We start from the raw sequence: 13,113 nt of genomic DNA, 5'->3' as shown, positions 1-13,113 counted from the left end.
CCAAAATTTCTCTAATTGAAAAGAGATCGAATCAGCATATTTTGCACGAAATCACCAGCCTTCTAGGAGACCGGTGATTTAAGGGGGCAAGCCGCTGATCAAGACCGTTTCTCAAATCGAAAAGCCTTGTCGCATTAGGATTACCTTTCAAACGATCCCCCATTGCTCAAAAGAAACAACCGTTTTTCACCGACCTTCTAGAAGGCCGGTGATTTAAGGGGAAATACTGCTATCCAACATTGTTTATCGAATTGAAAAAACTTGCAACACCATCATTTTATTTCTTGTAATTTCCGACAAGTCGAATGAAGCTGGTGATTTTCACCAGCCCCCTAGGCAAGCGCCAGCATCCGCTGCAGCGCTGTTTTCGCCTCAAAAGCGACATGTTCAGGAACGGTGATCCGGTTGACGATCGTTCCTTGTTCGAGCGATTCGAGCGCCCACACGAAATGCGGCAAGTCGATGCGGTTCATCGTCAAACACGGGCACATATAGGGGTTGAGGGAAACGATTTCCTTGTCCGGATGCTCTTGTTTCAACCGGTTGACCAAGTTCATTTCCGTGCCGATCGCCCATTGGCTTCCGGGTGGAGCGTTCCGGATCGTGTCAATAATGTATTTCGTGGAGCCGGCATCATCGGCCTGCTGAACGACTTCAAAGCGGCACTCCGGGTGAACGATGATTTTCATGTCCGGCTTCGTGCGGCGAATGAACGCGATTTGCTCGACCGTGAAATTTTCATGAACCGAGCAATGTCCTTTCCAAAGAATGACCTTCACGCGCTCAAGCGCGCCGGTGCATTGCAGCGTCTCTTCGTGCGGGTCCCAGACCGCCATCTCATCTAGGCCGATTCCGAGCGCATACGCCGTATTTCTTCCCAAATGTTGATCAGGCAAAAAGAAAACCCTCTCTTTTTGGGAAAACGCCCACTCCATCATGCGTTTGGCGTTCGATGAGGTGACGGTCGCCCCGCCATGCCGGCCGACAAACGCTTTAATGGCCGCCGTCGAGTTGACGTATACAAGCGGAACGATCGTTTCGCCCAAGCGCTCGTTTAGCGCTGCCCAAGCCCGCTCGACTTGAAACAGATCGGCCATGTCGGCCATGGAACAGCCGGCGCGCAAATCCGGCAAAATGACCGCCTGCGCCGCGCTCGTTAACATATCGGCCGTTTCCGCCATGAAATGGACGCCGCAAAACACGATGTAATCGGCCTCGCTGTTTTTCGCCGCGAGCCTTGCAAGCTGAAGCGAATCACCGGTGGCATCGGCGAATTGAATCACTTCATCTTTTTGATAATGATGGCCCGGAATGAACAAGCGCCGACCAAGACGTTCTTTGACGGCGCGAGCGCGCGCTTCCAGCTCATCCTTTTCCATCATTTTGTATTTTTTTGGCATTTCATCCATACGTTTCAACTGTTCAAGTACGTTCATCCATTCTCCCCCCATTATTGCAAAGAAAAACTAATATCGAGCGCCGCGGCGGAGTGGGTCAAAAAACCGAGGGAAATATAATCGACTCCGGTTGCGCCATACGCCGCGACGTTGGCGAGTGTAATGCCGCCGGACGCTTCGGTGACGATCGGCTTTGGCACGAGCGGAACAAACGTTTTCACTTCCTCAGGCGTTCGATTGTCAAACATGATCACATCCGCCCCCGCTGCGACCGCCTCAAGCACTTCCGCTTCCGTCTCCGTTTCCACTTCGATTTTCACCATATGGCCAAGCCGCTCCCGCACCGTTTTCACCGCGGCGGCAATCGACCCATAAAACGCGATATGATTGTCTTTAATCATCACGCCGTCATACAAGCCGAAACGGTGGTTGTAGCCGCCGCCGCAAGTGACCGCGTATTTTTCCAGCATGCGCAGCCCCGGCGTTGTTTTTCTTGTGTCACAAATGCGGGTGCGGCTATCCCCGAGGCGATCGACCGCCTGCCGCGTCACCGTCGCGATGCCGCTTAGGCGCTGGAGCAGATTTAAAATGACCCGCTCCCCGGATAACAGCGACCGCACCGGTCCAGCAACTGAGGCGATCGGTTCGCCGGCGGAAACCCGTTCACCGTCTCTTTTGATCACCGATACGTCAATTTGCGGATCGAGCAGCCGATAACCGGCAGAAATGATGTCAACCCCGGCCAACACGCCGGCCGCTTTCGCTGTAAACACGCCGGCGGCCCGTTCATGGGCTGGAAAGAGAAGATCGCTCGTCAAATCGCCATCGCCCATATCCTCAAGAAAAAAGTGCCGCAGCAGCTGTTCGAGTTTCAATCGGTTCATCGTTCATCCTTCCTTCGTTGTCTTTTTTCGCCTACCGTCCGGCCGCTTGCCACGCCCATTCCTCACGGGTCCGCACGAGGCGCCGCCCCTGCCAAGCACGGTCTTCGTACGGCACATCGCTCCGGTAATGGATGCCGCGACTTTCCCGGCGGCGCAGCGCGGATGAGGCCACAAGCCAGCCGGCAATCAGCATATACCCTGTTTCAATCTGCTCGGCCGTCAACGGTTCGATGTCGCCATCTAACCAATCGGACAACGAAAACTGTTCCAACCAGCCTACGGCGGCGCGCAGCCGCTCGCCATCGCGAACGATGCCAACCTCTGTCGACAGCCGCTCGCAAAGGCGCGTCCGCTCCGGTAGCGACGGGGCAAACGGACGCCGGCAGTCGGGCCGCCGCACCGCTTGGCGCATCGCTTCAGGCCAAGCAATGCCGCGCCGGATGGCCTGCGCCACCCGATTGCCAAAGACGATCGCTTCCAACAGCGAGTTGCTCGCTAGACGGTTGGCGCCATGCACGCCGGTGCAGGCGGCTTCCCCAACAGCGTACAAGCCCGGCACCGTCGTCTGTCCCCACTCATTGACCACGATACCGCCCATCAAAAAATGGGCGCCCGGAACGACCGGCAGACGGCCGTCTTCAAGGCGGACGCCATGAGCATCGCACAGCGCGGCAATCGTCGGAAAGCGGCGGCGGAAATTGGAAACAGCAGCAATGTTCAGCACCACGCGGCCGCCCCGATCGAGCTCGGCCGCAATGGCGCGGGCGACGACATCGCGCGGGGCTAAATCGCCAAGCGGATGAACGCCCTCCATCAGCCGGCGCCCATCTTCCGTTTCCAGCACCGCTCCTTCGCCGCGCACCGCTTCAGAAATGAGCCCGACCGCTTTTCCATCGACCGCCAGCATCGTCGGATGAAACTGGACGAACTCCATGTCCGCGACCGCGGCGCCGGCCCGATACGCCATCGCGATGCCGTCCCCGACCGCGGTCGGAGCGTTCGACGTCAACGCGTACAACCCGGCGCAGCCGCCGGTCGCCACAATGACCGCTTCCGCCGCCCAAGCGGAAACGACACCGTCGCTTCGCTTTGTTTTCACGCCGACGCAGCGGCCGTTTTCGATCACCAAGTCAATGACTTGTTCACCTTCTGCGATCCGCGCGTCCACTTGCCGCCGCAAAAACTCCACGAGCGCCCGCCCGGTTCGATCGCCGCCGGCGTGCAAAATGCGACGGCGGCTATGCCCACCCTCTAGACCGAAACAAAGCCGGCCAGATTCATCGCGGTCAAACTCCAGCCCGGCGCTGATCCAAGCTTGCAGCCGCTGCGGCCCCTCGCGGACAAGGAGCTCGACCATGCGTTCATCATTATGAAAGCGGCCAGCCGCCATCGTATCGCGGAGATGGGCGTGCCAGTCATCCGCTTCCGCCAGCGCCGCCGCCACTCCCCCTTGCGCCCGCCATGAATTGCTGTCGGTCAGCCCTTTTTTTGTGAAAATGGTCACATTTCTTTGCCGTTGTAAACCGTAGGCTGCGGTTAAAGCCGCCAATCCGCTGCCAACGATGATTATGCCGGCTTCTTTCACCTTGCAGCCCCCTTTCTTTTTAACTGTCTTGACATCTATATTTACACATATTTAAACTAATGGCAAGATATTTGTTCAAAAAAGAAAAGGCGGGAGAACGATGATTTATTTGGATTATGCCGCAACGACGCCGATGTGCAAGGAAGCCGTCGCCGCTTATGTGGAAGCGGCAACCGTTTATTTTGGCAATGAAAGCAGCCTCCACGATGTCGGCACTACCGCAAGGAAGCTGCTCACGTTATGCCGGCGCGAGCTCGCCCTTATGATCAACGGCGAGGCGGAAGGGGTGTACTTTACTAGCGGCGGGACGGAAGCGAATGTGCTGGCCGTCCGTTCGCTCATCGCCGCCCACCGCAGGAAGGGAACCCATTTGATTACGACCGAGATCGAACACGCCTCGCTGCACCATTTATTCAAGCAGTTGGAAGCGGAAGGATACAAGGTGACGTACTTGCCAGTGGACCGCTATGGGCGCATTCGCCTCACCGATTTGGAGCGGGCCGTGACGCCAGAGACCATCCTCGCTTCCATCCAGCACGCCAACTCGGAAATCGGCACGATCCAGCCGCTCGCTGACATCGGCCGTCTCCTGCGGGCGCGCGGCGTCCTTTTTCATAGCGACTGTGTGCAAACTTTTGCTAAAATACAGCTAGATGTCAAAGCGATGGCGATCGACAGCCTCTCGATTTCCGCGCATAAAGTGTACGGCCCCAAAGGCGTCGGCGCTGTCTACATCGACCCGCGCCGCCACTGGAAGCCCGTCTTCCCAGGGGCGACGCACGAATCAGGGTTTCGTCCGGGAACGGTCAATGTGCCGGGCATCGCCGCGTTCCTGACAGCGGCGAAACGCCTTTATGAGCGGATGGAAAGCGAGCAACTCCGTTTCGAACAGCTGCGGAGCCGCCTTCTGGACGCCATCGCCGCCAAACGGCTGCCGGTGGCGGTCGAAGGCCATCGTGACGCTCGGCTCGCCCATATCGTCGGGTTATCGGTCAACGGCTTGGAAGGCCAGTTCGTCATGTTGGAATGCAATCGCGCCGGGATTGCCATTTCGACCGGCAGCGCCTGCCAAGTAGGATTGCAAGCGCCATCGCGGACGATGATAGCCGTCGGAAAAACACCGGAAGAAGCAAGGCAGTTCATTCGCGTTTCCTTCGGCACCGCCACAACGGAAGCGGACATTGACCGCTTCGTTTCCGTCTTGGAACGGCTAGTCTCAGCAGGAAAGGGGGCGAACCAAGGGTGAAAGAGGAGAAGAAAGTTTTCGGGGAAGCGCGGCGCCAACTTATTTTGCAATGGCTCAAAGAGAGCACAACGCCGCTCACCGGGGCGGAATTGGCGGCCAAAACCAACGTCAGCCGTCAGGTGATCGTTCAAGACATTTCCTTGCTTAAAGCGCGCAATGAGCCGATTATCGCCACAAGTCAAGGCTATTTGTATTTAAAACCGGCGGCGCCGGCCAAAACGTATACGCGAACGATCGCCTGCTTCCATACGCCAGAACAGACGAAAGAAGAGCTATACCTCCTTGTCGATTGCGGAGTGACTGTCAAGGACGTCAAAATCGAGCATCCGGTGTACGGCGATTTGACGGCGTCCATCATGGTCAGCAACCGCTTCGAGGTCGATCAATTCATCGCCAAAATTAACGCGACCAAATCGGCCTATTTGCTCCAACTGACCGATGGAACGCATTTGCATACGATCGAAGCCGATGCGACCGAAAAGCTTGATGCCGCCTGCCGCGCCTTAAAACAGGCTGGCTTTCTCATTGAAGCGTAAAGCGACAAAACGGGTGTCCCCATCGCGAACGAGGACACCCTTTTGCTCCTTTATCCAACGAAGTAATACGGATAGCTGCCCAACAGCTGCACGGTGCAACCGAGCGCTTCGATTTCCGCCATCGCTCCCGGGATGAGAACGTCATCCTTCGGCGCATCGATGTCAATGATAAAAAAATAGTTGCCAAGCCCGGTTTTCGCCGGGCGCGATTCGATTTTCGTCAAATTGAGCCGCCGCCAGGCGAACGCCGACAATACTTGATGAAGAGCGCCGGGCTGGTCTTTCGGGAGCATGACGACGATGGTCGTCTTGTCGCCGGCGTAAAGCGGCGACCGGAGCGAAAGCGGTTCATTGCGCCGGCTGACAACGATAAAGCGCGTATGATTGGAATCGTAATCATGAATGTTTTCTTGGGCGATGACAAGACCGTATTCATCCGCCGCCAGCCGGTTGGCGATCGCCGCCGCCGGCAAGTGCGGGTGCTCGCTCACCCATCTCGCCGCCGCGCTCGTCGAGGTGACGTGCACGTGCTTCGCCTCTTTGAGCACCGTATGCAAAAACTTGCGGCATTGCGCCATGGCGTGCGGATGGGAATACACTTCTTTCACTTCGCGCCAATGCGGGGCGTAATACGGGTGAACGAGCAAATGCTGCTCGATCGGCACGACGACCTCGCCGATAATCGGCAACGGCTGTTCATGAATTAAATAGTCGAGCGTTAAATTGACCGACCCTTCCAACGCGTTTTCCAGCGGCACAACGGCCGCTTCAATTTCTCCGGCCGCCGCGGCGTCGATGCAGTCAGGAATCGTATCATACGGCGCCCGCGGCGATGACGGAAAAAGCGCGGCCGCCGCCGCTTCCGTAAATGTCGCTTTCGGTCCTAAATAGCCAATTTTCATCTCCATTTGCCTCTCCCTTTGCCTTAATACACTCCCGAACCGACAATTTCCACTTTTTCGACAAATTCAAGCTGCCGCAATTTCGCCAGCAGTTCATCGATCTCCTCGTTCATCTCGTTCGTGCTGACGGAGAGCGTCACGTTCGCCCGCCCTTGCAACGGGATTGTCTGGTGGATCGTCAGCACGTTGCAGCCGGCAGCCGCTACGACGCCAAGCAATTGGGAAAGCGTCCCAGAGCGATCTTCCAAATGAAAGAACAGGGTGACAATGTTTTCTTTCGTCACGGCTTGAAACGGAAAAATGGCGTCGCGGTATTTGTAAAAGACGCCGCGGCTGATGTTCACAAGCTGCGCCGCCTCGGCGACCGAGGCGGCTTTTTTTCGCTCGAGCAGCTGTTTGGCTTGCACGACTTTTTTCATCGCTTCCGGCAGAACGTCTTCGCGCACTAAATAAAACTTTTTCTCCACCGCACGTTCCCCCGCTTTTACCGTTCATCCCAGTCGTCGACGAACTCGAACTCGTAATCGAGCAAGCGGACGGTGTCTCCGTCTTTCGCCCCGCGCTCGCGCAGCGCGTCATCGACACCCATGGCCCGCAGTTGACGGGCGAAGCGGCGCACCGATTCTTCGCGGGAAAAATCAGTCATCTTAAACAGCTTTTCGATTTTCTCGCCTGACAAACGAAACGCCCCATCGCTGTCACGAGTGATGACAAACGGCGCCTCTTCCTTTTCATATTTATACACGACCCGCTGCACGGCCGGCTCGTTCGTTTCATGCAGCGGAAATTCCGGCGTCGCCTCCAGCAAGTCGGCGACGGCAAACAGCAGCTCGCGCACCCCTTGCCTTGTCGCCGCAGAAATCGGAAACACCGGCACCGCCGCGCCGACTTTTTCTCTGAAACGGCGCAAGTTTTCTTCAGCGTTCGGCATGTCCATTTTGTTGGCGGCGACGATTTGCGGCCGCTCGGTCAAGCGCAAGTTGTATTGCCTGAGCTCCTCATTGATGACGAGGTAGTCATCGTACGGGTCGCGCCCTTCGACCGCCGCCATGTCGATGACGTGAACGATGACGCGCGTCCGCTCAATATGGCGCAAAAACTGATGCCCTAAGCCGACCCCTTGATGAGCGCCTTCGATCAAGCCGGGCAGATCGGCCATGACAAAGCTGCGGCCGTCTTCCGTTTCGACGACGCCCAAATTCGGGGCGAGCGTCGTAAAATGATACTCGGCGATTTTCGGCCGAGCCGCCGAGACGACCGACAGCAGCGTCGATTTGCCGACGCTTGGAAACCCGACAAGCCCGACATCGGCGAGCAGCTTTAATTCCAAAATGACGTTCCGCTCCTCGCCCGGTTCGCCGTTTTCCGCGATTTCCGGCGCCGGGTTGGCGGCGGTGGCAAACCGGGTGTTGCCGCGTCCACCGCGCCCGCCTTTGGCCACGACAAACCGCTGCCCCGCTTCGGTCAAATCGGCAAGCACTTCGTTCGTATCGGCGTCGATGACGACCGTGCCGGGCGGCACTTTGACGAGCAAGTCTTCGGCATTTTTCCCGTGCTGATTTTTCGACATGCCGTTCTCACCGCGCGGCGCTTTAAAATGGCGCTGGTAGCGGAAGTCCATCAGCGTGCGCAGCCCTTCATCAACGACCAATACGACATCGCCGCCTTTGCCGCCGTCCCCGCCGGCCGGCCCGCCTTTCGGGACGTATTTTTCCCGGCGGAACGCGACCATGCCGTTGCCGCCGTCCCCGCCTTTCACATAAATTTTCACCTGATCGACAAACATCGTTGTTCCTCCGCTTCGCTTCCATCATCGCAAACATTTGCGTATCCCTAATATGTATTATTGTATACAACGTCCGCTTCATGCTGTCAATAGCCGCGCCCAAGCCACTTTCATGGCGCGATGCAGCGCCCTTTTCAAATGTCACCAGCTGGACATCAGTTCCAGCTCCACGGTCAGTTCCCCCGGCTCGATGGCAAACGCCACAAGCCGCAGCGGCGGCGCCGGCTCGCAACGTTCCAGCCAAGCGCGAATCGCTTCGCCGTCCCGCCATGTACCGCGGTAGTCAACAAACAAAGCCGTCCGCCCGTCAGACAAGTCGACCGACACGCATACATGGTTTTCCGTTTCCGCATCAGCTTGGGCTTCAAGCAAGCGCAGAAACGCCTCGCACCATTCGCTCAACCGCTCGTCATACGGCGACAAATCGGCTTCGCCGCCCGTAATCTCATACTCGAGCGAAACGGGGCGCGGCTCCCAATTGTACGTCATGATCAGCTCCGCGAAGCGCTCGGCCTTCAAATTCGTCAGCCGCGCCTCTTGCTGCATCTCAACGACAATGCCCTCAATGATTTCTTTGACCCTCTCTACCTTATTGAGCGCCAAATGCCCTTGAATGAGCTGAATTTTATTCAGCCAGTCATGCCGGGCGTGGCGCAACACTTCAATGACAGTCCATCGCTTCTCCATCCGACGCTCCCCTATCTATCCCGCGCTCCTTAGCCGGCGCGAAGTTCCAGCACTCCCCGCAAAGGAATCGGTACTGGCTCTTTACTAAGAGCTGTACTTGACTGTTTCCAAACATCCCATACTTCCTTCTGTAAAGAAAAAACAGTAAACCGACCATTTTCATACATGGTGACACGAAAAGAAGTCTCATTTGTCAAGTACACGTTGTGGTGATGAACCTCAGTATTTTTACTATAACATTTTTTGACATCGAGCGGGAGCGCTTTTTCGCTTCAAAAAGAAAAAACCCTAACCGAACGGTTAGAGTTTTTTCGCCTTGCTTACGCTTCTTGGCTGACCGGATAGACGCTGACGCGTTTGCGGTCGCGGCCGAGCCGCTCGAAGCGGACGATGCCGTCGATTTTGGCGTACAGCGTATCATCACCGCCGCGGCCGACGTTCAAGCCCGGATGGACTTTTGTTCCGCGCTGGCGGTACAAAATCGAGCCGCCTGTGACGAATTGGCCGTCAGCGCGCTTGGCGCCAAGGCGTTTCGCGATCGAGTCGCGGCCGTTTTTCGTCGAACCGACCCCTTTTTTCGAGGCAAAAAATTGCAAATCGAGTCGCAGCATGGCAGTCACCTCCTGCTAGATAGATGTCACGCGGATGAACTTCCCGTAGTCGCGTTCGATCGTCTTTAGCGAGACGACCATCGCTTCCAACAATAACTGCACTTTCTCTGCCGCCGCTGCTTCTTCCAGCTTCGGAAGCTCACAGCGAAGATAGCCGCCGTCTTGGCCGAGGGAAACGTGCGGGCTTACGCCAACAAGCGCCTCGATGGCGTTGATCGTGCCGAACGAAACGGCCGAAGCGCCAGCGCAAACGATATCTTGGCCGCGTTCGGCAAACTCGGCGTGCCCGTCCATCGTGAACGCGCGAATGCGGCCGTCCGCTTCCCGTTCAATCGTGACGCGAATCATGTTACGCGTTAATTTTCTCGATGACGACTTTCGTGTACGGCTGACGGTGGCCTTGTTTGCGGCGATAGTTCTTTTTCGCTTTATATTTGAAGACGATGATTTTCTTTTGTCGGCCGTGCTTTTGCACTTTCGCCGTGACCGTTGCGCCTTCGACCGTCGGGTTGCCGATTTTCACCGTTTCCCCGCCGATGAACAGCACTTTGTCAAACGTCACCGTATCGCCTTCATTTGCATCCAATTTTTCGATGTAAACTTCTTGGCCTTCTTCGACTTTCAATTGTTTGCCGCCAGTTTCAATGATTGCGTACATGCCTCGCACCTCCTTCATCGACTCAGACTCGCCAGCGTCAAGGCGGTTCCGTGCCGGAACGCTTCACGACCCGCGCTGAGCGGTTGTAGTGCGGGTGCGTCTTTTTGCGACAGCCGCCCTCTTTTGCCCGTTGACGATGGGGCAAAATGTCTACAACGTTATTTATGGTAGCACAGAAACCGCTGTCCGTCAACCGTGATCTTTTTCACCCTAGCTAGCAGGCGGCTTCGGCTATGAATAAATGAGAGCGCCAAGCGGGGCATCGGTCTGTTTTTCGGAGAAAAACGCGTGCAGCAGCTCATTCTCATCCAGCGTCGTCCGCTCACGGCCGTTGCGGACGACGACGATGGCGTGCTTTTGGCCGCGATAAAAGCGGTGCAACACGTGCGAAATGCGTTCATCGGCGGGAGCCGTGATCGTCCGCAGCCTTGCGTAGTCGCCTTTTTTTCCATAATACCGCTCCAGCAAAAAACGCATGACGACGTAAGGATGCTGCTTTTGCTCCTGCCAGATGGCATGCGCCAAAAAGGCGGCGATGGTCCACAAATCAAGCTGGCGGGGCGCAACGACGAACAGCAGAACGGCAAAAACGGCCAACAAGACAGCGGAGACGGCCACCATGTGGCGATGGGCGGCGCTGAACGGACGGAAGTAAGCCAACAGCAAAAACAACAACTTTCCGCCATCGAGCGGCCAAATCGGCAGCAAGTTCAGGCCAAGCACGGCCAGATTGTAGCGGAAAAACAACTCCCATCCTTCATCGGCTATCCAGCCGGCCTTCCATAAAAAAAACGCCGCCGCTATGAGCCACAGATGCTGGGCCGGGCCGGCGAGCGTGACGATCCACTCTTCGCGGAACGGCCGGTTCCCGTGTTCTTCCACTTCCGCCACCCCGCCGAACGGCAGCAGCAAAATCCGCTTCACCCGCCACGAGAAAAACACCGCCGCCGCCGCATGGCCGAGCTCATGAACGAGAACGATGAAAAATAGAAGACAAAGCTGCTTAAAATGAGCGGTCAACACCGCCATGCCGGCGATCAGCCAGAAAAGCGGATGAACGTGCAGCTTGCCAAGCAGCTCGATATACTTATTCAAAGGAAATCACCTGGATCGGATCGATAAATTGATCGCCTTGCTTAATGGCAAAGTAAAACAGCCCTTTCTGTCCATCGGTCTTGCTTGCCCCGGCTGTGCCGACCTTCTGTCCCGTTTCCACGAAATCGTACAATTTGACAGCAATGGCGCCCAAATGCCCATACCATGTCTCACTGCCATCGGCGTGCTGAATAATGACCGTTTTTCCGGTCGATTCTTTCACGCCGGCAAAGGTCACAATCCCCTCTTTCATCGCTTCGACTTTCGCCTGTCGCTCCGTTTCGATCATCACTCCTTGGCCATTTTTCGCGAAGCTCTCCAGCACGCGGCCGGACGCCGGAACGGCGTACGAGGGCGGCGCCTTCGTCTTCGTTTCCTGTTTCGGCGCAAAAAAGGCGAGCGGCTCGCCAAACGTCTTTTCATACCACGACGAAACAGCGGCAAACTGAAACTCCTTCTCCATCGTTCGCGTGACAAACTGGCGCGCCGGCTCCAGCGCAGCGGACGGATGCTTGAACAAAATCGCCGTCACGAGCACGAGTGAGGCGGCGATGAGCGTTTTCAGCAAAAACCGCTCTTTCTGAAATATCGGCCGCCCCTCGGATTCAAACGAGTAGCGATCATACGTCACGACCGGCAGCCCGTACCGCTCCTCATCGGCTATGTCCCATTCCGGCTCCTTTCGCCCCCTCGCCCCATACTGGCGTTCTTTCCGCCGCCTCTCGATCCGCTTTCTCATTTCCCGAACGCGTCGGTCCATACGTCCCCCCTCCACCTTTCTCACGGCGTTTGTACTAAATGTATGAGACAACCTGTTGGAATATGAACAAGCATTTTGGTTGAACGAGACCGAAAGCGGCCCGCTCCGCCGCGAGGCAAAAGAAAAAGGGCAAACTCCCGTTGGAATTGCCCGGTGTTTCCCCTATTTCAGGCTAAATATTTTGCGAATCTTGGAAAACAGTCCTTTTTCTTCTTCCTCCAGCGGCGGCAGCGGCACCGACTCGCCGAGAATGCGGCGGGCGATGTTGCGGTAGGCGATCGACGCTTTGCTGTTCGGGTCAAGGACGATCGGCTCGCCGCGGTTGGACGCCTTGATCACGTTTTCATCGTCGGCGATAATGCCGAGCAGTTCGATCGACAGATGCATGACGATTTCATCGACATCGAGCATATCGCCGTTTTTGACCATGTGGCTGCGAATGCGGTTGATGATAAGGCGCGGCGGTTTGACATGCTCCTCAGCTTCGAGCAGCCCGATGATGCGGTCGGCATCGCGGACCGCCGACACTTCCGGAGTCGTAACGACGATCGCCTCATCGGCGCCGGCGACAGCGTTGCGGTAGCCTTGTTCAATGCCGGCCGGGCAGTCGATCAGCACATAGTCGTACTCCTGCTTGAGCTGTTCAACGAGCTCCTTCATCTGCTCAGGGGTGACCGCTGATTTGTCGCTCGTTTGCGCCGCCGGCAGCAAATACAAGTGGTTATCGAACCGCTTGTCCTTCACTAGCGCTTTTTGCACTGTGCAGCGTCCTTCGACGACGTCGACGAGGTCATAAATGATGCGGTTCTCAAGCCCAAGCACGACATCGAGATTGCGCAGCCCGATATCGGTGTCCACCAGACACACTCGCTTGCCGAGAATGGCAAGAGCCGTCCCAAGATTCGCGGTCGTCGTCGTCTTGCCGACGCCGCCCTTTCCGGAAGTGATGACGATCGCTTCTCCCAC

General features: G+C 56.7%; 15 protein-coding genes and 1 other annotated feature. Of the genes, 2 read left to right on the top strand and 13 right to left on the bottom strand.

The genetic code is table 11. The annotated features are described in order from the left end of the window. Window positions 1-332: 332 nt before the first annotated feature. From nadA to nadB, 3 genes are read right to left on the bottom strand one after another with little or no spacing between them, the layout of a single operon-like run. Window positions 333-1,436 (bottom strand): quinolinate synthase NadA, encoded by a 1,104-nt coding sequence (gene nadA, locus NST29_RS05250; protein WP_172418459.1) that lies wholly within the window; start codon window positions 1,434-1,436, stop codon window positions 333-335. Window positions 1,437-1,450: 14 nt separating this feature from the next. Further along, entirely contained in the window at window positions 1,451-2,281 is an 831-nt protein-coding gene (gene nadC / locus NST29_RS05245; RefSeq protein WP_172418458.1) for a carboxylating nicotinate-nucleotide diphosphorylase, read from the bottom strand. Between the two features lie 31 nt (window positions 2,282-2,312). Next, window positions 2,313-3,866, bottom strand: a complete 1,554-nt coding sequence (gene nadB, locus NST29_RS05240) for an L-aspartate oxidase (RefSeq protein WP_172418457.1) — start codon at window positions 3,864-3,866, stop codon at window positions 2,313-2,315. Window positions 3,867-3,966: 100 nt separating this feature from the next. On the opposite strand from nadB, the gene NST29_RS05235 reads away from it, so the two are divergent. Together NST29_RS05235 and NST29_RS05230 are read left to right on the top strand one after the other, a co-directional pair. Beyond that, window positions 3,967-5,112, top strand: coding sequence for an IscS subfamily cysteine desulfurase (locus NST29_RS05235; protein ID WP_339232801.1), 1,146 nt, complete (start codon window positions 3,967-3,969; stop codon window positions 5,110-5,112). Beyond that, on the top strand, window positions 5,109-5,648 hold the full coding sequence (locus NST29_RS05230) for a transcription repressor NadR (RefSeq protein ID WP_033020240.1): 540 nt from the start codon (window positions 5,109-5,111) through the stop codon (window positions 5,646-5,648). Before NST29_RS05235 ends, NST29_RS05230 begins: the two co-directional genes overlap by 4 nt. Window positions 5,649-5,698: 50 nt before the next feature. Here NST29_RS05230 and pheA read toward each other — a convergent pair whose 3' ends face one another. From pheA to minD, 10 genes are all read right to left on the bottom strand, one after another. After that, complete coding sequence (pheA, locus tag NST29_RS05225; RefSeq protein WP_033020362.1) at window positions 5,699-6,550, bottom strand: prephenate dehydratase; 852 nt, start codon at window positions 6,548-6,550, stop codon at window positions 5,699-5,701. 23 nt (window positions 6,551-6,573) lie between these two features. After that, the gene (locus NST29_RS05220) at window positions 6,574-7,017 is read right to left on the bottom strand and encodes an ACT domain-containing protein (RefSeq protein WP_033020242.1); all 444 of its coding nucleotides are present in this window, start codon (window positions 7,015-7,017) and stop codon (window positions 6,574-6,576) included. A gap of 17 nt (window positions 7,018-7,034) precedes the next feature. Then, window positions 7,035-8,336 (bottom strand): GTPase ObgE, encoded by a 1,302-nt coding sequence (gene obgE, locus NST29_RS05215; protein WP_033020244.1) that lies wholly within the window; start codon window positions 8,334-8,336, stop codon window positions 7,035-7,037. A 141-nt stretch (window positions 8,337-8,477) separates the two neighbouring features. Further along, a complete protein-coding gene (locus tag NST29_RS05210) occupies window positions 8,478-9,023 on the bottom strand; it encodes a sporulation initiation phosphotransferase B (RefSeq protein WP_033020246.1) in 546 nt (181 codons plus the stop codon). A 320-nt stretch (window positions 9,024-9,343) separates the two neighbouring features. Further along, entirely contained in the window at window positions 9,344-9,634 is a 291-nt protein-coding gene (gene rpmA, locus NST29_RS05205) for a 50S ribosomal protein L27 (RefSeq protein WP_008881065.1), read from the bottom strand. Between the two features lie 15 nt (window positions 9,635-9,649). After that, window positions 9,650-9,982: a ribosomal-processing cysteine protease Prp gene (locus NST29_RS05200; protein WP_033020248.1), complete on the bottom strand. Its 333-nt coding sequence runs from the start codon at window positions 9,980-9,982 to the stop codon at window positions 9,650-9,652. Window position 9,983: 1 nt separating this feature from the next. Next, window positions 9,984-10,292 carry a 50S ribosomal protein L21 gene (gene rplU, locus NST29_RS05195; protein ID WP_033020249.1) on the bottom strand — a complete coding sequence of 103 codons (309 nt, stop codon included), beginning with the start codon at window positions 10,290-10,292 and terminating at the stop codon, window positions 9,984-9,986. A gap of 14 nt (window positions 10,293-10,306) precedes the next feature. Then, window positions 10,307-10,387: a sequence feature (ribosomal protein L21 leader region), on the bottom strand. Between the two features lie 136 nt (window positions 10,388-10,523). Next, window positions 10,524-11,387 carry a M50 family metallopeptidase gene (locus NST29_RS05190; RefSeq protein WP_033020250.1) on the bottom strand — a complete coding sequence of 288 codons (864 nt, stop codon included), beginning with the start codon at window positions 11,385-11,387 and terminating at the stop codon, window positions 10,524-10,526. Continuing rightward, window positions 11,380-12,147 (bottom strand): M23 family metallopeptidase, encoded by a 768-nt coding sequence (locus tag NST29_RS05185; protein WP_033020251.1) that lies wholly within the window; start codon window positions 12,145-12,147, stop codon window positions 11,380-11,382. Before NST29_RS05185 ends, NST29_RS05190 begins: the two co-directional genes overlap by 8 nt. Window positions 12,148-12,309: 162 nt before the next feature. Next, window positions 12,310-13,113 carry a septum site-determining protein MinD gene (gene minD, locus NST29_RS05180; RefSeq protein ID WP_033020252.1) on the bottom strand — a complete coding sequence of 268 codons (804 nt, stop codon included), beginning with the start codon at window positions 13,111-13,113 and terminating at the stop codon, window positions 12,310-12,312.

The sequence above is a fragment of the Geobacillus sp. FSL W8-0026 genome, assembly GCF_037966255.1.
GTDB classification, from domain to species: domain Bacteria; phylum Bacillota; class Bacilli; order Bacillales; family Anoxybacillaceae; genus Geobacillus; species Geobacillus icigianus.
Note: the sequence above shows the minus strand (reverse complement) of the source record. Positions and strands in the feature narration are given on the sequence as shown.